Origin of the sequence: Enterobacter vonholyi (assembly GCF_008364555.1) — a bacterium.
In the GTDB taxonomy this organism is placed as follows: domain Bacteria; phylum Pseudomonadota; class Gammaproteobacteria; order Enterobacterales; family Enterobacteriaceae; genus Enterobacter; species Enterobacter vonholyi.
This window is the reverse complement of the sequence record NZ_VTUC01000006.1, coordinates 473077-498196: the sequence shown is the minus strand read 5'-3', so window position 1 is coordinate 498196 and position 25120 is coordinate 473077. Positions and strand designations below refer to the sequence as shown.

The following is a 25120-nucleotide window of genomic DNA, read 5'->3' as shown; positions in this document are numbered from 1 at the left end:
ACGTACTTTTAATCCTGAACTAAGCTTGTACTTCGTTCCGCGTAAAATGTGGGTCATTCGAGGACAATGAATGGAATTCAGGACATTTCAAAAGCAGTGGGGTGCTGAGTTTATTTCCGATGACGTTGTACGTTTTCGCGTCTGGGCAGAAGGACAGAAAGAACTTACGCTACGTCTTGCCGCCACCGACGTGCCGATGACGGCAACCGGCGACGGCTGGTTCCAGGCAGACGTCCCTGGCGTCACGCACGGTGCAGAATATCAGTTTGTTCTTCAGGACGGCATGGCGGTGCCCGATCCCGCCTCGCGGGCGCAAAAGGGCGACGTTAACGGCCCCTCGGTGGTGATCGATCCCCGACTTTACCAGCCGGTCAACCGCGACTGGGCAGGGCGTCCGTGGGAAGAGACGGTCATTTACGAACTGCATATCGGCACCTTCACTCCGGAGGGCACCTTCCGGTCGGCCATCGACAAGCTGCCGTATCTGGCAGAGCTCGGGATTACCCAGCTTGAAGTGATGCCCGTCTCCCAGTTTGGCGGTTCCCGCGGCTGGGGATATGACGGCGTGCTGCTGTATGCCCCACACTCAGCGTACGGCACGCCGGAGGATTTCCACGCCTTTATCGACGCCGCCCACGGCCTGGGGCTTTCCGTGGTGCTGGATATCGTGCTCAACCACTTTGGGCCCGAAGGAAACTATCTGCCTCTGCTTTCGCCCGCGTTTTTTGATGCACAGCGGATGACGCCGTGGGGTAACGGCATCGCCTACGAGCGCGAGCCGGTCAGGCAGTACATCACCGACGCGCCGCTCTACTGGCTGACGGAATACCGCCTGGACGGGCTGCGCTTTGATGCCATCGACCAGATTAAGGACGGCTCGGACCCCCATGTTCTCGAGGAGATTGCCGCAAAAATTCGCGAGGCCATTCCGCACCGTCACGTTCACCTGACCACGGAAGACAGCCGCAACGTGATTTTCCTGCATCCCCGCGATGAACAGGGCAACGCGCCGCTGTTTACCGGCGAGTGGAACGATGACTTCCACAACGCCGCCCACGTGTTTGCCACCGGCGAGACCCACGCGTATTACCAGGATTTTGCCTTTGAGCCTGAGAAGAAGTTCGCCCGGGCGCTGGCGGAAGGGTTTGTCTACCAGGGCGAGGTGTCTCTGCAAACCGGAGAATCTCGCGGGGTGGAGTGCCGCACGCAGCCGCCGCAGTTCTTCGTCGATTTTATTCAAAACCACGATCAGACAGGCAATCGCGCCCAGGGCGAGCGGCTTATCTCCCTCGCGGGTGCCGACAAGACGCGGGTGCTGCTTGCCGCGCTGCTGCTCTCCCCGCATATCCCGCTGCTGTTTATGGGCGAGGAGTTTGGGGAAACGCATCCGTTCCTGTTCTTCACCGACTTTCACGGCGATCTGGCAAAGGCGGTACGGGAAGGGCGCGCGAAAGAGTTTACCGGTCACGCCGGACACGATGAAGCCGTTCCGGATCCGAACGACGTGAACACCTTTGTTCGCTCAAAGCTCGACTGGCATAAGATTGCCACCGACGAGGGCAAAACGTGGCTGCGCTACACGCGCAATCTGTTGACGCTGCGCCATCGCCATATCGTTCCGCTTCTGCATCCGCGCGGTGCCGTTGAGGGCCATGTGCTCAAGACCGCGCCCGGCATGGTGGCGGTGTGCTGGCGCTTTCCGTCGGGGACGCTCTCGCTGGCGCTTAATATCGGCATTAAGCCCGTCGCGCTGCCCGATCTCGCGGGTGAGACGCGCTTTGCCTGGCCGGAAGTCTCTGACGTTTTACCCCCGAACGGTATTGTCGTTCGCTTTGCTGATGGAGAAGCATCGTTATGATCCCTTCCGCCACGTACCGAATTCAGTTCCGTAACGGCATGACCTTTGACCGCGTTGTGGCGCTGGTGCCGTATATGAAGGACCTCGGCATCAGCCACCTTTACGCGTCGCCCGTGTTCACTGCCACGACGGGGTCTACCCACGGCTATGACGTGACCAACCCGAATGAAATCGACCCCGCGATCGGCGGACGAGAGGGGTTTGACCGCATGGCGGCGGCGCTTAAGCAGGCCGGTATGGGGCTGATTCTGGACATTGTCCCCAACCATATGTCCACCTCGCTGGAAAACGCCTGGTGGCGCGACGTGATTGAATATGGCCAGCAGAGCCGCTATTTCCGCTACTTCGATATCGACGGGTCACGACCGCTTACGCTGCCGTTTCTTGGCGATACCTTTGAGGCGGAGCTGGAGAAGGGTGCCATCACCTTAAAACGTGACCCTGTCACGGAAAAGGCCGCGCTGGTTTACTACGACGCCGAGTATCCGCTCAACCCGGGTACCTACAGCGAGGAAAAGAGCATAGCCGAGCTGCACGACGCGCAAAGCTGGCGGCTTATGTCCTGGCGGGAGGCGCCGAAGCAGCTCTCATGGCGGCGCTTCTTTGAGATAACCGGGCTGGTCGGCGTTCGGGTTGAGGATGATGCGGTCTTCGACGACACGCACCGGCTGATCCTTGAGCTGGTCCACGCGGGCGTGGTGGACGGCCTGCGCATTGACCATGTCGACGGTCTGGCGGATCCGCTGGGCTATCTGCAGCGCCTGCGTCAGGCCGCCGGGCCCGACTGTTACATCACGGTCGAAAAAATTCTCGCAAAAGGTGAGCAGCTCCCCGCAGACTGGCCGGTATCCGGCACCACCGGCTACGAGTTTATTGCCTCGCTGGCGGAAGTGCTGGTCGACGACGATAATCTCTCGCGCCTGGAGACAATCCACGACGAGACGCTGGGCGTGACGGTCGATCGCCACGCGGAGCTGCGCGATGCCAAAGGCCTGATGACCGATCGCAATTTCGAGGGTGAATTCACCACGCTGCTAAACCTTGCTGAGGATCTGGCCCGCCGCAATGAGGTTGCGCTGCCGCGCGAGGAAATCCGTCACGCGCTGCGCGAACTGCTTATTGCGTTTCCGGTCTACCGCACCTACGGCACCCGGGAAGGATTAACCCCGCCGGACGTGGCGCTGCTTAACCGCGTGGTAGCCAGCGTGGAGACGTCGGAAGCGGCGCTCAGCCTGATCGTGCGCATTCTTACCGGCGATCTGCCGGAAGATTGCCGCGAGAGCGCCGCGCTTTTCAGGACCCGCTTCCAGCAGCTTACCGGGCCGCTGATGGCGAAGTCCGTTGAAGACACGCTCTTCTTTCGCCACAACCTCGAGCTTGCGCTCAATGAAGTGGGCGCCGACCCGACGCCGCGCGCGTTTTCCTTATCCCGCTTCCACCAGGAGATGCGCATTCGTCTGGCCCGTCAGCCCGATGCGCTGCTGGGCACCTCCACACACGATACCAAGCGCGGGGAGGATGCCCGCGCGCGCCTTTACACCCTGACGGAAGCCCCGGAGCGGTGGGGCGACAACCTTGCCCGCTGGCGGCAGATGAACCAGACCCAGGTGCGCTTTCTCAATGACGGTACCGCGCCGAACGCCGCCGATACGTGGATGATCTACCAGGCGCTGGCGGGCGTCTGGCCCGCCACGCTGTCACCGGACGACGCCGACGGGCTGAAATCACTGCAAGAACGCTTCCTCGGCTTCCTCGAAAAAGCGCTGCGCGAGGCGAAACAGCGCACCGACTGGATCGACAGTAACGAGAGCTATGAGAGCGTGGTGTTGAGCTACGCGCGACACATGCTTTCGCCGGACAACGCCCCGTTCCTGCATGATTTCAGCGAGGCGATGCAGCCCTTTATCCGCGCGGGGCTGATGAACAGCCTCAGCCAGACTGTGATTAAGCTGACGGCGCCCGGCGTGCCGGATATCTATCAGGGCAGCGAGGCGCTTAACTTCAGCCTGGTTGACCCGGATAACCGACGCGAGCCGAACTTTCCGGCCCTGGTGCAGCACCTCAGCGTGGCGGATGCCACGGTGTTTGACAGCCCGGCATGCTGGCGGGACGGCAGGGTCAAACAGTTCGTTACCGCCACGCTGCTGCGGCTGCGTCCGCACTACGACGCGCTTTTCCGCTACGGCGACTGGCTGCCGCTTAAGGTCACCGGCGAGCGGGAGGAGAACCTGATTATTTATGCGCGCGTTAAGGACGAGGAGGCGCTGATTGTCGCCGTGCCGCGTCTGGTTTTTGGCATCACCGATAATCATCAGCTGTGGGTCAATACCACTGTAGCGATACCCGACGAACTGGCCGGGAAGCGCTATCGGGATCTGTTCAGCGGTGAGAGCCGCATTCTGCAAAAGACGCTGGATTTAACGTCAGAAAAGGGATGTGTACTGGTTCTGCTTACCTGCGAATAATCGTGGAGAACGAAAATGGCAAAGGATACAACGTTTGAAATTCGGGCCGGTCATGGCCAGCAGTTGGGTGCGAATTATGACGGGAAAGGGGTCAACTTCGCGCTGTTCTCCGCTCATGCTGAACGGGTGGAGCTCTGTCTGTTTGACCCGTCCGGGAAAAAGGAAATCGCCCGGCTGGAGCTGCCGGAGTATACCCATGAGGTCTGGCACGGCTATGTGCCCGATCTGAAGCCGGGCGCGCTGTACGGCTATCGCGTCTACGGCCCCTACGACCCGGAAAATGGTCATCGCTTCAACCCGTATAAGCTGCTTATCGACCCTTACGCTCGCGAACTGGTGGGTGACATCGACTGGAACGACGCCCATTTCGGCTATGAGCTGGGGCATGACGAGCTGGATTTGAGCTTTGATACCCGCGACAGCGCGCCGTTTACGCCGAAATGCAGGGTCATCGACCCGAACGCCTTTGACTGGCAGGACAACAGCCGGCCGAACGTGCCCTGGCCGCATACCGTTGTCTATGAGAGCCACGTGAAAGGGTTTACCCAGATGAACCCGGCCATTCCGCCCGAGCTGCGGGGCACGTTTGAGGGGATGGGGCACAAAGCCTCTGTCGACTATATCAAAAGCCTCGGCATCACCTCGGTGGAGCTGCTGCCGGTTCACTGGTTTCCGGACGATCAGCACCTGCTCGACCGCGGCCTGAAGAACTTCTGGGGCTATAACACGCTGGGCTTTTTTGCCCCTGCGTCACGCTACTACGGCCCGGCGGGGATCCAGGGCTTTCGCGATATGGTGCGCGCCTATCATGACGCGGGCATCGAGGTCATTCTTGACGTGGTGTACAACCACACGGCGGAAGGGAACGAGCTTGGCCCGACGCTCTCGTTTAAGGGGATTGATAACTACAGCTATTACCGCACGCTCCCGGACCAGCACCGGTATTACATCAACGACACCGGGACGGGAAACACGGTCAACACCTCGCATCCGCGCGTGCTGCAGATGGTGATGGATTCCCTGCGCTACTGGGCGGAATCGATGCACATCGACGGTTTTCGCTTCGACCTCGGGACGATCCTGGGCCGCGAGCCCGAAGGGTTTGACCCGCGCGGCGGTTTTTTTGACGCCATGACCCAGGATCCGGTGTTATCCCGACTGAAGCTGATTGGTGAACCCTGGGATATCGGCCCCGGCGGGTATCAGGTCGGCGGTTTCCCGCCGGGCTGGGGGGAGTGGAACGACAAATACCGCGACACCGTTCGCGAGTACTGGAAGGGGGACAATGTCTCCACGGACTTTGCCGCGCGGCTGCTCGGTTCCGGCGATCTGTACGATCTGCGCGGACGTCGTCCGTGGGCCAGCGTCAATTTTATCACCGCCCACGACGGCTTTACGCTGAATGACCTGGTGTCGTACAACGAGAAGCACAACGCCGACAACGGCGAGGACAATAACGACGGGCATAACGATAACCGCTCATACAACTACGGCGAGGAAGGGCCAACCGAGAACCCGGATATTATTGCTACCCGGGAGCGGCAGAAACGTAATTTCCTGACCACGCTGCTGTTTTCCCACGGCACGCCGATGCTGCTGGCGGGGGACGAGTTTGGCCGCACGCAGAAGGGCAACAACAATGGGTACTGCCAGGACAGTGAGATCTCATGGATCGACTGGAAGGGGCTGTCCGAAAACGACGCTGCGCTGCGCGAGTTTACCCGTCGTCTCATTACCTTGCGCGCGCAACAGCCACTGCTGCGCCGTGAAAGCTGGCGCGACGGGCTGGAGATCCGCTGGTTCAATGCCGGGGGCGGCCCACAGCAGGCCGAGCAGTGGGATGAAGGCTCAACCCTCGGGGTCTCCATCAGCAGGCCGGATCTCAGGCAGGAGGACGGTATCTGGCACGACGTGCTGATGCTGTTCAATCCTTTTGAAGGCACCGTGCCGTTCCAGATCCCGCAGTTTGGCGAAGGGGGATGGGTGCTGGAGCTGTCTACGGCGGATGATGCTGCCACCGGGACAGCGATCACCGAAACCGTAGAGTATGCGTTGGCCGGACGGAGCATTACGCTGTTCCGCCGTCCTTAGTTACAGTGACGCCGCCGCCCGGGCGGCGGTGTCATACAGGGATGAGATCGTGCGTAACAGTTGCGCGGTCTCGCCAATCGACTTCCCGGCAATGCCGCTCTCCGCGTGGATCGCAATCAGGCACGCTTCCCGCACGTCCCGGTATTTCATGCACAGCGCTTTCCCTTCCTCGGTGGTAGAGAAAAAGAGCTCTTTGCCCGCTTTCTCGCTCGTCACGTAGCCTGCTTTGACCAGCTTTTTCAGGGCATAGGTCACGACGTGGGTATCTTCCACGTTGAGAACGAAGCAGATATCGGCCAGCTTTTTCTTGCGGTCGCGGTGGTTCACGTGATGCAGCAGCGAAACGTCAAAGGCGCCCATATCGGGCTCGCCGGCAGCCGTCATGCAGCGCACCATCCATTTGTTAAACGCGTTGCTGGTCATGATCAGCGCATATTCCAGCTCTGATAACTCCGCGCAGCGCTCGGATACCAGATGGCGGGAAGAGACGATCCGGCCATCGTTGATATCGTCGCGATCGGGTGAAGCACTCTTTTCTGAGGTCATAACGTTCCTTAGCCAGAAATGTAAACTCATCGATAAAATAAGAACATTTTATTGATAATTTGTTTACATGTTTTTGAGGTTCAGATATAGCTTTTTAGCGCAGGTTTTGCGAAGCCTGCCAACAAAACACAACATCGCTCGCCGCAAATTAAAAAAATAGCCGTCGGCGCGCAACGCTCACTTTCGATAGGGTAAACGTTATGGACGGTACTACGCTGCTGCCGCTGATCGGGATACCGATCGTGGTTATTGGTTTTGCACTGCGCTTCAACCCGCTGCTGGTGGTCGTGGTGGCGGGGCTGGCGACGGGTCTGCTGGTCGGCATGGATTTCGGCATGCTGCTGGAGACCTTTGGCGAGAAGTTCGTCAATAGCCGATCGCTGGCCACCTTCATCCTGATCCTGCCGGTGATTGGTCTGCTGGAATATTACGGGCTAAAAGAGCGCGCCCAGGCCTGGGTGGCGAAGATCGCCAGCGCCACCTCGGCGCGTATTCTGATGCTCTATTTTGTCGCCCGTGAAGGTACCGCCGCGCTGGGGCTGATGTCGCTGGGCGGTCATGCCCAGACGGTGCGCCCGCTCCTGGCGCCGATGGCCGAAGGGGCGGCGCTGAACGAATATGGCGAGCTGCCGCAGCACATTCGCGACAAAATCAAAGCCCATGCAGCCGCGTGCGACAACATCGCGGTCTTCTTTGGGGAAGATATCTTTATTGCCTTCGGGGCGGTGCTGCTGATCGACGCGTTCCTGAAAGAAAATGGTATTCAGGGCATTGAACCGCTGCATATCGGGCTGTGGGCCATTCCAACCGCCATTGCGGCATTAGTTATTCATATGACGCGCCTGCTGCGCCTCGATGCAAGCATCCGTCGCGACGTGATGGCCTGGCGTGCAGAGCAGGGTACGCAGGAGGCTGCGCAATGATGACGCTTATCACCATTAACCGCGTGTACTACCTGATTGGCTTTGTCGTGATGCTGCTGGTTGTGATGACCCTGCGCGATCGCGCTAATCCGAAGCGTTTTACCACCGCGCTGTTCTGGTTCTTGTTTGGCGGGATCTTCCTGTTTGGCGATCTGATGGTCCAGGAGCTGGGGAAATCGCTGGCTTACCGGATTATCGGCGGCGGCGTTATCATTATCGCGCTGCTGGCGGGTTTTGGCCTCGTCGGGAAAGGGCACTATAAAATGTCGACCGAGGAGGAGCGCGTCGCGTCGTCAAAGCGGCTTAAAAACTGGCTGTTCCTGCCCGCGCTGATGATCCCCGTGGTGACGGTGTTGGGCACGTTATTCCTGAAGGGCGTTTCGATCGGCGGCGTGTTTCTGCTCGATCAGAAACAGCTGACCCTGGCGGCGCTGTGCGTGGCCTGCGTCGCGGCGATCCTCACCGGCTGGTGGCTGACCAAAGGCACGCCGCTGCATGCCGTTCGTCAGTCTCGTCGTCTTGTCGATACCATTGGCTGGGCGGTGATCCTGCCGCAGATGCTGGCCATGCTCGGCGGCGTGTTCGTGGTGGCCAACACGGGCGACTCGGTACAGAAGGTGGTGAGCCTGTTTGTGAACCCGGATAGCCGCTTCATGCTGGTAGTCATTTACTGCGTGGGTATGGCGCTGTTTACCATGATCATGGGTAACGCCTTTGCGGCATTCCCGGTGTTAAGTGCCGGTATCGCCTTGCCGTTTCTAATCAACGTGCATCACGGCAACCCGGCGCCGCTGCTGGCGATTGGCATGTACGCGGGCTATTGCGGCACGCTGATGACGCCGATGGCCGCGAACTTCAATATCGTTCCCGCCGCGCTGCTGGAGCTTAAGGACAAATATCAGGTGATCAAGATCCAGATCCCGACCGCGTTAACCCTGCTGGTGGTGAACGTGTTCTTAATGTATTTCCTCGTGTTTCGCTAAGGAGCTGTCATGGAATTAACGCAAGATCAGGCCGACGCGTTTGCCCGCATGCCTTTGACCTATTTGCGCCAGGAATACCCGAACCACATCATGCACCTGCTGAATGATGATGGTGACGTTCTGCCGCCGCGCGAGCTGCATCCCATTTTCTACGGTTGTTTTGACTGGCACTCGGCGGTGCACGGCTACTGGCTGCTGCTGCGCTGCGTGCGGCTCTATCCAGAATTACCTTGCCGGGATGCGATCGTCGCGCTTTTTGACGAGCACATAACCGAAGAGAACGTGGCGAAGGAACTGGCCTATTTCACCGCGCCGTTCCGCGCCTCGTTTGAGCGGCCGTATGGCTACGGCTGGCTGCTTGCGCTGGCCCAGGAGCTGAAACAGTCGTCGCTGCCGCAGGCCGCGGGCTGGTATCAGATGCTGGAGCCGTTAACTCAGGACATTCGCAACCGGCTGGTGGATTACCTCGGCAAGCTCACCTATCCGATCCGCGTCGGGACGCACTACAACACCGCGTTTGCCCTCGCGCTGGCGCTCGATTACGGTCGCGCAGTGGGAGACAAGGCGCTTGAACAGGCGATTGTGGCAGCGGCGGAGCGGTTTTATCTCGCCGACACGCGCTATCCGGCTCATTATGAGCCCGGCGGAGACGAGTATATTTCCGGCGCGCTGACGGAGGCGCTGCTGATGAGCAAAGTGTCTGAAGACTTCCCGGCCTGGTTTGACGCGTTTCTCCCGGAGGTGGGTGCCGTTACGGCGCTGATGAATCCGGCGGAAGTGAGCGATCGCACCGACCCGAAAATTGCCCATCTCGACGGATTAAACCTCAGCCGCGCGTGGTGTATGAAGCATATTGCCAAAGCGCTTCCCGCTAACCATCCGGCGCAGCAGGCGCTGCGCGAGGCGGTGATTAAACATCTGGCCGCAAGCGTTGAGCATGTGGTCGGCAGCCACTACAGCGGCGGGCACTGGCTGGCGAGCTTTGCGCTGCTGGCGCTGGAGTAAACAAACGCGCTGTCTTTCTTGCCGGGTGGCGCTGCGCTTACCCGGCCTGCATCTGATCTGTTCTATGCAGATGGTGTAGCGATCATGCCTGTAATTAACCTCATAGCCAATGGAATAAGAGATTAATTAACATAAGGAGTTATAGAAATGGCTGTACCAGTACACCTCTTTTTGAAAGACGATGGCGGAGCAATGATCCGTGGCGGTTCTGATGTTGCAGACCGTGAAGGAAGTATAGAGCTCAGAGATCTGATTCATAACCTGAGCATTCCAACAGATGATGCAACGGGTAAACTTACAGGTACAAGGCAACACTCTGCTTTCAGTCTAACAAAAGCAATTGATTCATCTTCATCCTATCTATACAAAGCTGTGGCTACAGGTCAAACGCTTCATAGTGCTGAATTAAAGTTCTACCACATCAATGATGCTGGTCAGGAAGTGGAATACTTCAATATCCTTATGGAAGGGGTGAAGGTCATTTCAATAACTCCAATAATGCATGATACAAGAGATTGTCCCGGTACTGGTCACATGGAAAATGTATCTTTGCGATATGCAAAAATCACATGGAAAATTCTGGACGGAAATATTCAGTACACTGATGCGTGGAACGAACGCCCTGCAGCGTAGGCGTAAAAACGAGCAGCGCCGAGAGGCGCTGCAACAATTTACGCGGATGCCCGAACCGCAGGGCGCAGCCTGCTCAGGCTAAATACCACCGAACCCGTCGAGGCGATGACGGCTAACCACAGTGCAACCTGGATAGCATGTTGATGGTCCCATCCTGCCGCTGCTCCCATCAGCACCCCCACCGCGGCGACACCGAGACACTGGCCGAATGTCCTGACGATAGAAAGCACGCCAGAGGCATAGCTGGCATATTCCCGCGCCACGTTAGAGAGCATTTCCCGGTTATTGGGACTCTGGAAGCAGCCAAACCCAATCCCACAAACCAGGCTGCGCAGGCAGATATTCCATACGGAAGGATTTGCCGGCAACGTCGCCAGCAGGACCAGCCCACCAACAAACACGATCAGCCCGAGGGTCGAGATCAGCGGCGCGGAAATGGTATCAGCCCAGCGACCCGCGTGCGGCGCGATCAGTACGATGCCAATCGGCCACGGGGTGAACAGCAGCGCGGACACTACAGGGCTGTAGCCATATACGCTCTGAAACAGGAACGGCAGTGCGACAAACGTGATCCCCTGGCTGACAAACGAGGCCAACGAGGTCAGCGCGGCGAGGGTGAAGCGCCCGTTTCTGAACATCACCGGCGGCAGTAACGGATGTTGCGCACGCCGAATCCGCCAGGTAAAGGCGAAGGCGCTGACCAGTGCGAGAACGCCCCAGAAGATGGCCTGCGCGCTAATCTGTTGCGCCACGTGCTGAAGGCTGTCGGCCAGCATGATCGCGGAACCTAGCAGGACGGCGGAGAGCACGGCGCCCGGCGCGTCAAAGGGAGTTCGGTCCACGGCCGATTCCCGCGGTAAAGCCCGCCATGCCAGCATCAGGGCGATGCTGCCCGGAATGAGGTTAATGGCGAACAGCCATTGCCAGCTCAGGGCGTCCAGTATTGTTCCTCCGAGCACAGGAGCAATCGCCGTGCTGGAGGCGATAAGCAGGGCGTGCAGCCCCAGAATACGGCCAAGCAGTCGGCCAGGAAAAACGGAACGCAGGATCGCCGGGGCGATACTCAGGGTCGCCGCCCCGCCGATGCCCTGCAGGATCCGCATCCCGGTTAACATTTCCGGCGTTGTTGCCAGCGCGCAGCCGAGTGAGGTGAGCGTAAAGGTGGCAAGCCCGCTCAGAAAGACCGGGCGATAGCCCACGCGCGCCGCCAGCGCGGCGAAAATAGCCAGCGTCATTGCCGCTGACAGCAGATAGCCGTTAGCGAACCAGACCGCAACGTTCGCGGGGACCTGCATCGCCCTTGCCATAGAGGGGAGCGCGATGTTGATCATGGTGCCGTCAAAGACGCCCATCAGCGTGGTGGTCATAACGGCGGCCAGGACCCGGGCGCGTTCATGCCCGGGTAAACCTTCATCGCCGGGCAGGTTTGAAAATAGCGTCATCGTCGTTACTCCGGATAAGAATCGTGATGACGAAACTATAATCATGCGGTATACAGGGCGGAAGACGCAGCATTTGCACTTAATCATTGCACATAACGCCATATCTGAGGAGCCACCGTGTCCGATCCTGATTTTAACCTTCTGGTTGCGCTCGACGTTTTGCTGGCAGAAGCCAGCGTGGCGGGCGCGGCGCGACGTTTAAGCCTGAGCACCTCCGCCATGAGCCGTACCCTCAGCAGGCTCCGGGAGGTGACCGGCGATCCTATTCTGGTACGGGCCGGTCGTCACATGGTGCTGACGCCCTGGGCCGAAGCCACCCGGGATCGCGCCAGAAGCGCCGTCTACGAGGCAAGGGCGGTTCTGCAGCCCTCCACCGACACGCTGAAGGTGGAAAATCTCGAACGGCTGTTCACCATCCGGGCCAACGACGGTTTTGTGGTGGCATTTGGGCCACTACTTATTGCGGCGGTGGCGGAGGTGGCGCCCGACGTCTGTATTCGTTTTTCGCCGAAACCTGAAAAAACGTCGCGCTATTTGCGCGAGGGGCTGGTCGACCTGGAGATTGGCGTGCAGAACAATATGGGGCCTGAAATACGGCTGCAAAGGCTCTTTCAGGATCGGTTTGTTGGCGCGGTGCGCAAGGGGCATCCGCTGTCATTACGGCATGATGTCAGCCTTGACGATTATGTCGCGTGGGGCCATGTTGTGGCCTCTCCGAACGGATCGTTGCATGGGGCTGTCGATGACGCGCTGGCAGAAAAGGGGATGAAACGCAAGATCGCCAGCGTGGTGCCCGGCTTTCCTACGGCGTTATCCGTGGCGCTGGCCTCCGATCTGATTGCCATGGTGCCTGCGTTGTACCTGCTCAATCAGCCGATGAATGAGCAGGTACACGTCTTTGAACTGCCCTTTAAGACCAGGACCATTACGGTGTCACAGATGTGGCATCCGCGCATGGAGCAGGACCCGGCGCACCGGTGGCTCAGAGAGAAAGTGCTGGAGGTGTGCCGTTCCGTGCGCTGAGCGCTCAGGCAACCTTTCCCGGCACGGTGAGGATGAAGCGCGTCGACACCGCATCCGATTCCACGCGGACTTTTCCGTTGTGCGCCGTGACGATGGACTTCACGATGGCAAGCCCAATTCCGCTGCCTTCGCCTTTGCGCTGCCTGGACGGGTCGACGCGATAAAAACGGTCAAACAGCTTCGACAGATGCGCCTGCGGGATCGGCGTACCGGGGTTTTCTGTCACCAGCTCAACGTTGTTATCCTGTGTTCTGATGGAGACCGTTACCGTTTTCCCTTCCGGCGTATAGCGCAGGGCGTTGGAGAGCAGATTATTGATTGCTCTCCTGAACATCTGCGGATCGCCTTCTATCAGGCAGGGCATCCCGTTAAATTTCAGAGCGATGTGGCGTTCTTCCGCCCAGGCTTCGAAGAAATCAAACACCTTCATGACCTCGCCGCTTAAATCAAACATCACCCGATCCGGGATAAGCTGATTATTATCCGCCTGAGCAAGGAACAGCATGTCGCTGACCATGCGGGTCATCCGGTTGTACTCTTCGAGGCTGGAGTACAACACATCTTCCAGCTCCTTTTGAGAACGGTTCTGGCTCAGCGCGATTTCCGTTTGCGTCACCAGGTTGGTGATGGGGGTTCTGATTTCGTGCGCGATGTCGGCGGAAAAGTTAGCCTGACGGGTAAAAACATCTTCAATCTTTTCGATCATCTGGTTGAAGGAGATGACCAGCTGCTCCAGCTCAACGGGGACGCGGGACGGCTCCAGCCGCGCGTCAAGATTTTCGGAGGTGATGTTTTTAATAGCGTTGCTGACGTTACGCAGGGGCAAATGTCCCTGGCGCACGGCGATGCGGATGACAAGAATAATCAGCAGGCTGATAACGGCGGCAATCGCCAGAAGGTTTTTTTTCAGCGCCTCAAGGTAGTGCAGATGAAAATTAATGGAGAGCCCGATCAGCATCACGTAGCCCTGCGTTTTGCCCTGCAGCGTCGCCGTGCCTGAGGAGGCGATAATCCGGTACGTTTCCATTTTCATGTCGGACCCGCCGTGCATGGGGTCGGCCGGGCCTTCAACCGTCCAGAGAAACACATCCTGCGCGCGGCGGTGTTCGCTAAAGTTCGCCGTGTTCATCGCGGGGCGTAGTGCCGCTCCTTGCGCCGAGCTGAACAGGGTATTGCCCTGCGGATCCAGAAGCAGGACGGCCACGTTGCGGTAGCTGGCGATCGACTCTTTGATCTTGCTGATTTTCTTTTGGTCAGGATCGGCCGGTGACTGCAGGATGCGGTGCATCGCGGTGCTGATTTGCTGCAGGTCGCTGATATCCTGCTCGGCGAAGTGCTTTTCAACGGAATGCAGCATAAACCACGTAAAGGCGAAAAAGGCCAGTATGGTGGAGAGGCTGATAAAAAAGGTCAGCCGCAGCGCAAGCGAGAACGGGCGTCGGAGGGGCTTAACGCGCATCCGGCACCTCCAGCATATAGCCCACGCCGCGCACCGTCTGGATCAGCTTCGGTTCAAAGTCATTATCGATCTTTGCGCGCAGCCGCTTTACCGCAACGTCAATCGCGTTCGTGTCGCTGTCAAAGTTCATGTCCCATACCTGGGAGGCAATCAGTGAACGGGGAAGCACCTCTCCCTGATGACGCATGAAAAACTCCAGCAGGCTGAATTCTTTGCTGGTTAACAGGATGCGGCTTCCGGTACGGCTGACCTTTCTCGACACAAGGTCAACCGTCAGGTCAGCCACCTGAAGCTGGCTTTCCGCGATCACCGTATTTCCGCGCCTCAACAGCGTCCTGACCCGGGCGAGCAGCTCGGCAAAGGCGAAAGGCTTAATCAGATAGTCATCCGCGCCCAGCTCAAGCCCCTTAACCCGGTGTTCAATCGTGCCGAGAGCCGTGAGTAACAGGATGGGCATCCCTTTGCCGGCAGAGCGGAGCATGCGGACAATGTCCCAGCCGTTCACATCGGGCAGCATGATATCCAGAATCAGCAGATCGTATTCAGCGGTCATGGCGAGATGGTAGCCGTTCAGGCCATTAACAGCGTGGTCCACGACAAACCCCGCTTCAGTGAGCCCCTTGCTGAGGTACTCACCGGTTTTCATTTCATCTTCAACGATCAGTATTTTCATCTTGCTCCCCTGACTGGCTGCTGATGACATTCTATGGAGCCCGCAACCGTTCACAATGACTTACGTTAAAAATGACAACATTGTCATTATCCCGTCACCCGTCAAACAGGAAGCGTTCAGTAGAGTAGCCCTAAAAATACTCTGGACTTCATTTGAACCGCTATGTTCCTGTTAAAACGACTCAGCATCAGTACGGTATTTATCCTGGCGGGCTGCGTCTCGCTGGCCCCCGAATACCAGCGCCCGGCATCACCGGTACCCCAGCAGTTTTCACTTTCGCGCAACGGCCTGACGCCTGCGGTGGTGGGGTATCAGGACACCGGGTGGCGCAACTTTTTCGTCGACCCGCAGGTAGCCGGGCTGATTACGGAAGCGCTGAACAATAATCGCGATGTAAAAATGGCCGCTCTGAAGGTTGAAGAGGCACGGGCGCAGTTCAGCGTGACGGATGCGGATCGTTATCCGCAGCTGAATGCCTCCTCGGGTATCACCTACAGCGGTGGGTTGAAAAGTGACAAACCGACCGCGCAGCAGTACGACGCGGGTTTTGAGCTTAGCTATGAACTCGACTTCTTCGGCAAGCTGAAGAACATGAGCGAGGCCGGCCGACAAAACTATTTCGCCAGCGAAGAGGCCCGTCGCGCGGTGCATATCCTGCTCGTCTCTAACGTTTCACAGAGTTATTTCAACCAGCAGCTGGCGTTTAAACAGCTGCGTATCGCGCGGGATACACTGAAAAATTACCGGCAGTCTTATGCGTTCGTTGAGCAACAGCTGGTGACGGGCAGTACGAACGTGCTGGCGCTGGAACAGGCCCGGGGACAGATCGAAAGCACGCAGGCAGAGATTGCCAAAAGAGAGGGAGAGCTGGCGCAGGCCAATAATGCCCTGCAGCTGGTCCTCGGCACGTATCGCGCGCTCCCGGGCGAGAGCGGCATGAACGCCAGCGACGTTGCGCCGGTAAAACTGCCGCCTCATCTCTCCTCAGCGATACTGCTGCAGCGCCCGGACATTTTGGAAGCGGAGTATCAGCTTAAAGCGGCCGATGCGAATATCGGCGCCGCGCGTGCCGCCTTTTTCCCGTCAATATCATTAACCAGCGGGCTTTCAACTGGCAGTACGGAATTATCCAGCCTGTTTACCGCGGGCAGCGGGATGTGGAATTTTATCCCTAAAATAGACATTCCCATTTTTAATGCGGGCAGGAATAAGGCAAACCTGAAGCTGGCCGAAATTCGCCAGCAGCAGTCGGTTATTAATTACGAACAAAAAATACAGGCCGCATTCAAACAGGTTGCCGACGCGCTCGCGCTGCGGGACAGCATCAACCAGCAGCTTGCTGCGCAGCAGCGGTACCTTGATTCACTCCGCATCACTCTTCAACGTGCAGGTGGGCTATATTCCAGCGGTGCAGTCAGCTATATCGAAGTCCTGGACGCGGAACGTTCTCTTTTCGCTACACAGCAAAATATTCTCGACCTTATTTATGCCAGGCAGGTTAATGAAATTAATCTTTTCACCGCGCTTGGCGGCGGTTGGGTCGAATAACGTTATTTAATTAAACAGGAAAATAAGCATGCGCAATTCTCTTAAGGCCATTGTATTCGGAGCGACCTCCATTGTGTTTTCTGCCAGCATCCAGGCTGAGGTTCATCAGCACGAGGGGATGAACTCTACCAGCGAAGCGACCTCAGAGCAGCTCATCACCGGGACCGGCATCGTGAAGGATATTGATCTCACGAATAAAAAAGTCACGATTTCTCATGAAGCGATCCCGGCGATTGGCTGGCCCTCGATGACCATGCGTTTCACCTTTATTCAGGCTGACGAGAGTATCAATGCATTGAAAGTCGACAGTCATGTTGATTTTTCATTTGTTCAGCAGGGCAATATCTCTTTACTGAAGAGCATTAAATAGCGAGAAACGGCATGGCCTCATTCAAAATAAAATATGCTGCCATGATAGTCAGCAGCCTTATTGCGGGAGGGCTGATATCGGTGACGACTTTGCAGGCGTTTCATTCATCTGAAAAAACAGAAAATAGCGTCTCTGAAAGAAGGGTACTTTTCTGGTATGACCCGATGAAACCAGACGTGAAATTCGATAAGCCCGGTAAATCACCGTTTATGGATATGGATCTGGTCCCGAAATATGCGGACGAAAATAACGATAAAAGCGGTGACGGTATCCGTATCGATCCGACCCAGGTCCAGAATTTAGGATTAAAAACGCAAAAGGTGACGCGCGGAACGCTGAATTATGCCCAGACGATCCCGGCCAACGTCAGCTATAACGACTATCAGTTTGTCATTGTGCAGGCGCGCGCGGAAGGGTTCGTTGAGAAAGTCTACCCGCTGACGATCGGCGATAAGGTGAAGAAAGGAACGCCGCTGATTGATATCACCATTCCGGACTGGGTCGAAGCGCAGAGCGAGTTCCTGTTGCTCTCCGGCACCGGCGGAACGCCGACGCAAATCAAAGGGGTTCTGGAACGGCTTCGGCTGGCGGGTATGCCGGATGAGGATATTCAGAGGCTGCGTGCGACCCGAACGATCCAGACCCGGTTTACCATCAGGGCACCGATCGACGGGGTGATTACTGCCTTTGACCTCCGTACCGGGATGAATATTTCGAAAGATAAGGTCGTGGCACAAATTCAGGGGATGGATCCGGTCTGGATCGGTGCGGCGGTCCCTGAGTCCATTGCTTATCTGCTGAAAGATACCTCGCAGTTTGCTGTTTCGATACCGGCCTGGCCGGATAAATCCTTCCCGGTTGAAAAATGGAGTCTTCTGCCGAGCGTGGATCCAACCACCCGTACGCTGCAGCTGCGCCTGCAGGTCTCCAACAAGGATGAGCTGCTGAAACCTGGCATGAATGCCTACCTGAAGCTGAATACCCACAGTCAGGAAATGCTGCTCATTCCGTCTCAGGCCGTTATTGATACCGGCAAAGAGCAGCGCGTTATTACCGTTGATACGAACGGGAATTTTATGCCGAAAAGGATCCGCGTTCTGCATGAATCTCAGCAGCAGTCCGGCATTGGTAGCGGACTGGAGGAGGGGGAGTCGGTGGTGGTCAGCGGTCTGTTCCTGATTGACTCGGAGGCCAATATTACCGGTGCGCTGGAGCGCATGCGCCACGTTGAAGCCGCTGACGACGCGCATTCAGGCCATTAAGGAGACGATGATGATTGAATGGATTATCCGACGGTCAGTGGCCAATCGTTTCCTGGTCATGATGGGGGCGCTGTTCCTCAGCGTCTGGGGCACATGGACGATTATTAACACGCCTGTCGATGCCTTACCCGATCTGTCTGACGTGCAGGTGATTATCAAAACCCGCTATCCCGGCCAGGCCCCGCAGATTGTTGAAAACCAGGTGACCTATCCACTCACCACCACCATGCTGTCGGTTCCCGGCGCAAAGACCGTGCGCGGCTTTTCGCAGTTTGGTGATTCGTACGTGTACGTCATTTTTGAAGATGGCACCGATTTGTACTGGGCCCGTTCGCGCGTGCTGGAGTATCTGAATCAGGTTCAGGGCAAACTCCCTGCCGGCGTGAGTTCAGAAATCGGCCCGGACGCCACGGGCGTGGGCTGGATATTTGAGTATGCGCTGGTGGACCGCAGTGGAAAACACGATCTCGCCGAGCTGCGATCATTGCAGGACTGGTTCCTGAAGTTTGAGCTAAAAACTATCCCGAACGTGGCCGAGGTGGCCTCCGTCGGCGGCGTGGTGAAGCAGTATCAGATTCAGGTTGACCCGTTAAAGCTGGCGCAGTTCGGCGTCAGCCTGCCGGAGGTTAAGCAGGCCCTTGAATCGTCTAATCAGGAAGCGGGGGGATCGTCCGTAGAACTCGCGGAAGCGGAATATATGGTCCGGGCCAGCGGCTATCTGCAGACCATCGATGATTTCAATCACATCGTCCTGAAAACCGGTGAGAACGGCGTGCCGATTTACCTGCGTGATGTTGCCCGCGTACAAACGGGGCCGGAAATGCGCCGTGGTATTGCCGAGCTGAACGGGCAGGGTGAAGTGGCGGGCGGCGTGGTGATCCTGCGTTCGGGTAAAAACGCGCGCGAGGTCATAACGGCGGTGAAAGACAAGCTGGAGACGCTGAAGGCCAGCCTGCCGGAAGGCGTTGAGATTGTGACTACCTACGATCGCAGCCAGCTCATCGATCGGGCAATCGACAACCTGAGCGGCAAGCTTCTTGAGGAGTTTATCGTGGTGGCCATCGTCTGCGCGCTGTTCCTGTGGCACGTCCGCTCTGCGCTGGTCGCAATTATCTCTCTGCCGCTTGGCCTGTGTATTGCCTTTATCGTTATGCATTTCCAGGGGCTGAACGCTAATATCATGTCGCTGGGAGGCATTGCCATTGCCGTCGGCGCGATGGTGGATGCCGCCATCGTGATGATTGAAAATGCGCATAAACGGCTGGAAGAGTGGGACCACCGCCACCCGGGGGAGCCGATTGATAACGCCACCCGCTGGAAGGTGATCACCAACGCCTCTGTAGAGGTTGGCCCCGCGCTGTTTATCAGCCTGCTGATCATTACCTTGTCGTTTATTCCCATCTTTACCCTCGAGGGACAGGAAGGGCGGCTGTTTGGTCCACTGGCCTTCACGAAAACGTACGCCATGGCGGGGGCGGCCGCGCTGGCCATCATCGTGATCCCCATTCTAATGGGATTCTGGATCCGGGGTAAAATCCCCGCAGAGACCAGTAACCCATTAAACAGGTTGCTGATTAAAGCCTACCATCCACTACTGATCAGGGTGCTACACTGGCCAAAAACCACCCTGCTGGTTGCGACCTTATCCATCTTCACGGTGATCTGGCCCCTGAGCCAGGTGGGCGGCGAGTTCCTGCCAAAGATCAACGAAGGCGATCTGCTGTATATGCCATCAACATTGCCGGGTGTGTCTCCGGCAGAAGCGGCCGCGCTCTTACAGACCACGGACAAGTTAATAAAAACAGTCCCTGAAGTGGCCTCTGTCTTCGGCAAGACCGGCAAAGCCGAAACGGCAACGGATTCCGCGCCGCTCGAAATGGTCGAAACCACCATTCAGCTTAAGCCTGAGGATCAGTGGCGACCCGGCATGACGATTGACAAGATCGTTAACGAGCTCGACAAGACCGTTCGTTTACCTGGCCTGGCGAATCTCTGGGTTCCGCCCATCCGCAACCGCATCGATATGCTTTCAACCGGCATTAAAAGCCCGATTGGCATCAAGGTGTCAGGTACTGTTCTGGCTGATATCGACGCCACGGCGCAGAGCATTGAAGCGGTAGCTAAAACGGTGCCGGGAGTGGTGTCAGCCCTGGCTGAACGTCTGGAAGGCGGGCGCTACATCGACGTTGATATCAACCGGGAAAAAGCCTCCCGCTACGGGATGACGGTTGGCGACGTGCAGCTTTTCGTCTCCACGGCCATCGGCGGGGAGACGGTGGGAGAAACGGTGGAAGGCGTCGCCCGCTACCCGATTAATATTCGCTATCCTCAGGACTACCGAAACAGCCCGACCGCGCTGAGGCAGATGCCGATCCTGACGCCGATGAAACAGCAGATCACGCTGGGCGATGTGGCGGATATCAACGTCGTTTCCGGCCCTACGATGCTGAAAACGGAGAATGCCCGTCCTGCGAGCTGGATTTATATCGATGCCCGCGGCAGGGATATGGTGTCGGTGGTGAACGACATTAAGACTGCTATTAGTCAGAACGTAAAGCTGAGACCGGGCACCAGCGTCGCATTCTCTGGACAGTTTGAACTGCTTGAGCACGCCAATAAGAAACTGAAGCTAATGGTACCGATGACGGTGATGATCATCTTCATTCTGCTGTATCTGGCATTCCGTCGCGTGGATGAAGCGTTGCTGATCCTGATGAGCCTGCCGTTCGCGCTGGTCGGGGGGATATGGTTCCTGTACTGGCAGGGTTTCCATATGTCTGTGGCAACCGGCACCGGCTTTATCGCTCTGGCAGGGGTGGCGGCAGAATTTGGGGTGGTAATGCTGATGTATTTGCGTCATGCCGTTGAAGCGCATCCGAAGTTATCCCATCGGGAAACCTTCACCGTACAGGGACTTGATGACGCCCTTTATCATGGCGCCGTGCTGCGCGTGCGGCCAAAGGCGATGACCGTCGCGGTGATTATTGCCGGTCTGCTGCCCATTTTGTGGGGAACCGGTGCCGGATCAGAAGTCATGAGCCGGATAGCGGCGCCAATGATTGGCGGCATGATCACGGCTCCGCTGCTATCGCTGTTTATTATCCCTGCGGCGTATAAGTTGATTTGGTTGCGCAGGCTTAAAAAACCAAAAAAATACCGCCGTTAGCGGCGGGTTTTTACGTGATGAATGCTTAGCGCGCCTTGCTGATCAGTTTGCGCCAGGCTCTGTTATGCAGAGTAAATAGCAGCATCTTATAGAAAGCGGTAGAGAAGATGCAGCTGCCGCTAAGCCCCAGCATGACGGTACTCACCATCGCAGCGGCCAGACTGACGCCCGGAGCAGCGCTACCGCTCAGCGCGGCCAGCAGATAGGCTGCCGTTAATACCAGACTTATCACCGCCAGCGTAAGATGTAACCGCACGGCGCGCATGCTTCCTTTGCCAATCATAAACATCGTCACGCCGTTGATGCCTGCGAACAGTAGGGCGATCAGCACAATCCACACGAATACGCGTTCGGCTGGCTGGCCGAGTGCGGCGAATACGCCATAGCCCAACCACAGCTGAGGAATCGCGAAGCTAACAATTACCCCGAGAGTACTGATTGCCGCCGGAATACCCATGGTGTGTAGACCCACAGGTTTGCCCATTTCTTCAGCCAACTGAGTCTTTAGCTGTTGCAGCTGTGTCGGGGAGGTATTGCTTATGCTGGTAGCCACCTCGTTACAGTGTTGCAGGCGACGGGTTAAAACTTTAAACATTTGAATACTCAGCGTTCAGTTAGGTAAAAATGATTGCAGCACACCAACCACATAGCGTCCTGACTGGACGGTATTTTGCGGATTGCGGATAGTCCCAGTGAGTGAGCTCCCCACAAAGGCCGATGCGTTGTTGACCGCACTCATCAGCTCGCGCTGCAGTGATTTTTGTAACGATTCGCTTGGGAAACGTTTCGGATAAACACCTGCGCGGATCGCGGCCTTTACCCCGGCACTGGAGATACCTGGATTCTGCGCTTTAATGATCTCTTCCGTGATGCGCTTACGCTCGGCACGGCTCAGGCTCTGGAACCAGGCGGTAACTTTACTTGAAGACGCCGCTTTCATCAGCTTGTACGTTTCTAAAGTACCTCTTAGCGCGGTTCCTGCCGCAGCAAGCGAAATAACATCCAGAACTGTCGTGGTAGCAACGTACCAGTCCTGGCTGTCAAGCCATGCAACGTCGGAACCATGGTCGTTATGGATAGCCAGCAGACGGCCCGCGCCAATCATGCATTGCGCTCCCGTAGCCAGCGTACCGGACAGGCTAATCGCCGCAATCACACCAGACCCGCCAGCGGTAAACGGTACTGCCGCACCGGCACCAAACGCCATGACAAGCGTAACAATCATCGCGCCACAGGCAAAACCGGTCGAGGTAATTTCCGTAGCAAGTGACGGAGTAGTTAGCGTCGCAACCACAGCTTTTTCTGCACTGATTTCCTTAGCATCTGGAATTTTACTGATGACTACATGGCTGACGGTGCTCTGATTCACATCAGCAATGCGTCGAGACGGGCGAACCAGCCAGCGTTGCTTGCCATCATCAAAAATGATGCCGACATTGTAAAAATTACGCGAGCAGTCGAGCTGCGCGGCCAGCTTTTTAAAATCGATATCTGCACCGGCCTGTAGGCCAAGGCTTCGCGAGAGATCATATGAGGGAAGGGTGCTGTCAGGCGACTGCTGACCGGGTAAGTTCATCGAGGAAGCTCCTTCATTCCGTGAGGACTATTAATTAGCAGGATAATTTATTGAAAAAATTTATGATTCGAACACTAAGACTTAGATAATAGCAGCGTTAACTCGGTGATCAAATGATATTGCTTGACTTAAATGTAAACGATACCAGGGTGTATTAAAGCTTAGCGGCAGACTTTCTCAGCACAGTAATATCCCTCTTAGGTGATTGACCGAACATCCGCGTATATTCCCGACTGAAATGGGATAAGCTTTCGTAACCCGGTCCCGCGTCTTGAGTAGAACGCCAGATGGGTAATGTGAGTTTTTCTCACCATGAACTACTTAATATTGGCAACGGGGTATGGTGCCAGATAGCTTGAAAAGCCCCCTTTAAGGAGGCTAAGCGACGATTCATACAGGTACTGTTCTTAGCTTTGAGGTCCACAGAGTCAACATCGCTGAGAAAATAAGTATTCCTGCACTTAACGCAAATGTACTTTGAAAACCAAACTGATCAAACAAAATCCCGCCCACTGTAGACCCCAGTGCGATTGAGAACTGAACTGTTGCTACCATAAGACCGCCCCCTGATTCTGTATCTGACGCAGTGGCACTGGCAACCCAGCTCCACCATCCTACCGGTGCAGCTGTTGATAACACGCCCCAAAGTCCCAACAAAACACAGACGGTAGGAATATTGTTACCCATAGGGATCAGGATTACAGCGACTGTAGCCATGACAAGTGGTATCCCAACCAGTGTCTGATAAAGGCGATTTTTGATCACAAACCCAATCACTGTCGTTCCGGCAAGTCCAGCTACCCCAATCAGTAACAATATTAGCGTTACTTCATCAGAATTAACTTTCGTGACATTCTCCAGAAACGGTCGGATGTAGGTAAACAGAGTAAACTGCCCCATGAAAAAATGACCTTTTTATCCTGCGGGACTTCCTGCGCAAGTGCAGGGATTTGGTCATGCCCAAACAGAATTTTTACCGGCTTGTGATAGATGAAATCTTGCATAACAGTTACCTCAGGATCAGAGCCACAAACGCGTTATCAGAGTAATGACACGCTCACTATTGATGATGTGAAGGTAACATTTGATATAAAATTAATTAATCAGCATTTATTTCACTTACTTGTGAAAAATATTTGATAATTAACCATTGGCTGGTACGCTGGCTTCTCCCCTGGAGGAGGCGAGTGTGGATGAACTGAAAGTTTTTTTAAGCGTGGCCAGACTCAAGAGCTTTACTAAAGCGGCAGCAGAGATCGGTGTGACGCCCTCAGCTGTCAGCCATACAGTAAAATCCCTGGAAGAAAGGCTTGGGATCAGGTTGCTGGCCAGAACCACCCGCAGTATCTCCACCACAGAAGCGGGTGAAAGGCTCATCAACGAAATTGGCCCCTTGATGGAGCAGGTTGATGACGCAATTAGTCGGCTGAGTGAGCTTCGTGAAAAGCCCACTGGCATCATTCGCCTTACGGGTTCAGATGACGTTATCCAGTACCTGATCCGCCCGGTGTTGCCTGACTTCCTGAGCCGCTACCCTGACATTCAGATTGAAATCGGAATTGATTATGGATTTACCGACATCGTTGATCAGCGTTTTGACGCGGGGATCCGCCCCGGAGATGCGCTGAATAATGATATGATTGCCGTTAAAATCAGCCAGGACTGGCGGCAATTGATTGTTGCAGCACCGGATTATTTTCAACGCTATGGGAAGCCTAAAAAACCGCAGGATCTTTTGAACCACAATTGCATCAACGTCCGGTATTCCGACACGAGTGGTTTGTATGCCTGGGAATTCGAGAAGGAAGACCAGAAGTTCAGCCTGAAGGTGAAGGGGCAATATATTGCGAACAGCACGGTACATCAGCTTGATGCAGCTCTTGATGGCCTGGGCGTAGCCTGCCTTCCAGAATATGTTGCGGATGAATATATCAGAAACGGCAGGTTGATTGTGGTACTGACCGAGTGGTGCCCCTGGTTTGAGGGCTACCACATCTTTTATCCTCACCGCCGACAGGATTCTCCCGCCTTTATGGCTTTCCTGCAAGTTTTGCGCAACCGGTACAATAACAGGATAAGGTAAAATACATTACGATA

The 25120-nt window shown here is 56.3% G+C and carries 20 protein-coding genes and 1 pseudogene; 13 read left to right on the top strand and 8 right to left on the bottom strand.

Annotated elements, in window-relative coordinates:
- Window positions 1-70 precede the first annotated feature (70 nt).
- From treZ to glgX, 3 genes are read left to right on the top strand one after another with little or no spacing between them, the layout of a single operon-like run.
- Window positions 71-1858: a malto-oligosyltrehalose trehalohydrolase gene (gene treZ, locus F0319_RS11080; RefSeq protein ID WP_149366930.1), complete on the top strand. Its 1788-nt coding sequence runs from the start codon at window positions 71-73 to the stop codon at window positions 1856-1858.
- On the top strand, window positions 1855-4323 hold the full coding sequence (treY, locus tag F0319_RS11075; protein ID WP_149366929.1) for a malto-oligosyltrehalose synthase: 2469 nt from the start codon (window positions 1855-1857) through the stop codon (window positions 4321-4323). Before treZ ends, treY begins: the two co-directional genes overlap by 4 nt.
- Before the next feature lie 15 nt (window positions 4324-4338).
- Window positions 4339-6414, top strand: coding sequence for a glycogen debranching protein GlgX (gene glgX / locus F0319_RS11070; protein WP_149366928.1), 2076 nt, complete (start codon window positions 4339-4341; stop codon window positions 6412-6414).
- Here glgX and F0319_RS11065 read toward each other — a convergent pair whose 3' ends face one another.
- A complete protein-coding gene (locus F0319_RS11065) occupies window positions 6415-6960 on the bottom strand; it encodes a winged helix DNA-binding protein (RefSeq protein WP_024908533.1) in 546 nt (181 codons plus the stop codon).
- A gap of 200 nt (window positions 6961-7160) precedes the next feature.
- Here F0319_RS11065 and F0319_RS11060 point away from each other — a divergent pair, with 200 nt between their 5' ends.
- From F0319_RS11060 to F0319_RS11045, 4 genes are all read left to right on the top strand, one after another.
- Window positions 7161-7883 (top strand): DUF969 domain-containing protein, encoded by a 723-nt coding sequence (locus tag F0319_RS11060; protein WP_023327494.1) that lies wholly within the window; start codon window positions 7161-7163, stop codon window positions 7881-7883.
- Entirely contained in the window at window positions 7880-8866 is a 987-nt protein-coding gene (locus F0319_RS11055; RefSeq protein WP_111963569.1) for a DUF979 domain-containing protein, read from the top strand. The genes F0319_RS11060 and F0319_RS11055 overlap by 4 nt, the downstream gene beginning before the upstream one ends.
- 9 nt (window positions 8867-8875) lie before the next feature.
- Complete coding sequence (locus tag F0319_RS11050; protein ID WP_149366927.1) at window positions 8876-9871, top strand: DUF2891 domain-containing protein; 996 nt, start codon at window positions 8876-8878, stop codon at window positions 9869-9871.
- Between the two features lie 147 nt (window positions 9872-10018).
- On the top strand, window positions 10019-10504 hold the full coding sequence (locus tag F0319_RS11045; RefSeq protein ID WP_149366926.1) for an Hcp family type VI secretion system effector: 486 nt from the start codon (window positions 10019-10021) through the stop codon (window positions 10502-10504).
- 38 nt (window positions 10505-10542) lie between these two features.
- Here F0319_RS11045 and F0319_RS11040 read toward each other — a convergent pair whose 3' ends face one another.
- Window positions 10543-11946: an MFS transporter gene (locus F0319_RS11040; RefSeq protein WP_149366925.1), complete on the bottom strand. Its 1404-nt coding sequence runs from the start codon at window positions 11944-11946 to the stop codon at window positions 10543-10545.
- A gap of 117 nt (window positions 11947-12063) precedes the next feature.
- On the opposite strand from F0319_RS11040, the gene F0319_RS11035 reads away from it, so the two are divergent.
- Complete coding sequence (locus F0319_RS11035) at window positions 12064-12969, top strand: LysR family transcriptional regulator (protein ID WP_136194879.1); 906 nt, start codon at window positions 12064-12066, stop codon at window positions 12967-12969.
- 4 nt (window positions 12970-12973) lie between these two features.
- Here F0319_RS11035 and F0319_RS11030 read toward each other — a convergent pair whose 3' ends face one another.
- Together F0319_RS11030 and F0319_RS11025 are read right to left on the bottom strand one after the other, a co-directional pair.
- Complete coding sequence (locus F0319_RS11030) at window positions 12974-14428, bottom strand: Cu(+)/Ag(+) sensor histidine kinase (RefSeq protein WP_149366924.1); 1455 nt, start codon at window positions 14426-14428, stop codon at window positions 12974-12976.
- Window positions 14418-15101, bottom strand: coding sequence for a copper/silver response regulator transcription factor (locus F0319_RS11025; RefSeq protein ID WP_149366923.1), 684 nt, complete (start codon window positions 15099-15101; stop codon window positions 14418-14420). The genes F0319_RS11030 and F0319_RS11025 overlap by 11 nt, the downstream gene beginning before the upstream one ends.
- A gap of 162 nt (window positions 15102-15263) precedes the next feature.
- On the opposite strand from F0319_RS11025, the gene F0319_RS11020 reads away from it, so the two are divergent.
- Genes F0319_RS11020 through silA form a run of 4 tightly spaced genes read left to right on the top strand, consistent with a single transcriptional unit; the run spans window position 15264 to window position 21447 of the window.
- Complete coding sequence (locus F0319_RS11020) at window positions 15264-16649, top strand: efflux transporter outer membrane subunit (protein ID WP_149366922.1); 1386 nt, start codon at window positions 15264-15266, stop codon at window positions 16647-16649.
- A 28-nt stretch (window positions 16650-16677) separates the two neighbouring features.
- Window positions 16678-17019 (top strand): cation efflux system protein CusF, encoded by a 342-nt coding sequence (cusF, locus tag F0319_RS11015; protein WP_149366921.1) that lies wholly within the window; start codon window positions 16678-16680, stop codon window positions 17017-17019.
- Between the two features lie 11 nt (window positions 17020-17030).
- Window positions 17031-18281, top strand: coding sequence for an efflux RND transporter periplasmic adaptor subunit (locus F0319_RS11010; protein WP_149366920.1), 1251 nt, complete (start codon window positions 17031-17033; stop codon window positions 18279-18281).
- Between the two features lie 10 nt (window positions 18282-18291).
- Window positions 18292-21447, top strand: a complete 3156-nt coding sequence (silA, locus tag F0319_RS11005) for a Cu(+)/Ag(+) efflux RND transporter permease subunit SilA (protein ID WP_149367129.1) — start codon at window positions 18292-18294, stop codon at window positions 21445-21447.
- A gap of 25 nt (window positions 21448-21472) precedes the next feature.
- Here silA and F0319_RS11000 read toward each other — a convergent pair whose 3' ends face one another.
- From F0319_RS11000 to F0319_RS10985, 4 genes and pseudogenes are all read right to left on the bottom strand, one after another.
- Window positions 21473-22042 carry a hypothetical protein gene (locus tag F0319_RS11000; protein WP_111963558.1) on the bottom strand — a complete coding sequence of 190 codons (570 nt, stop codon included), beginning with the start codon at window positions 22040-22042 and terminating at the stop codon, window positions 21473-21475.
- A 15-nt stretch (window positions 22043-22057) separates the two neighbouring features.
- Window positions 22058-23023 carry an Ssp4 family T6SS effector gene (locus F0319_RS10995; protein WP_111963557.1) on the bottom strand — a complete coding sequence of 322 codons (966 nt, stop codon included), beginning with the start codon at window positions 23021-23023 and terminating at the stop codon, window positions 22058-22060.
- A 154-nt stretch (window positions 23024-23177) separates the two neighbouring features.
- Window positions 23178-23282: pseudogene (locus tag F0319_RS10990) on the bottom strand (AraC family transcriptional regulator); the annotation flags it as partial.
- A 131-nt stretch (window positions 23283-23413) separates the two neighbouring features.
- Complete coding sequence (locus F0319_RS10985; protein ID WP_223582292.1) at window positions 23414-23923, bottom strand: MFS transporter; 510 nt, start codon at window positions 23921-23923, stop codon at window positions 23414-23416.
- Window positions 23924-24212: 289 nt separating this feature from the next.
- Here F0319_RS10985 and F0319_RS10975 point away from each other — a divergent pair, with 289 nt between their 5' ends.
- The gene (locus tag F0319_RS10975; protein WP_111964574.1) at window positions 24213-25106 is read left to right on the top strand and encodes a LysR family transcriptional regulator; all 894 of its coding nucleotides are present in this window, start codon (window positions 24213-24215) and stop codon (window positions 25104-25106) included.
- The last annotated feature ends 14 nt before the right edge of the window (window positions 25107-25120 follow it).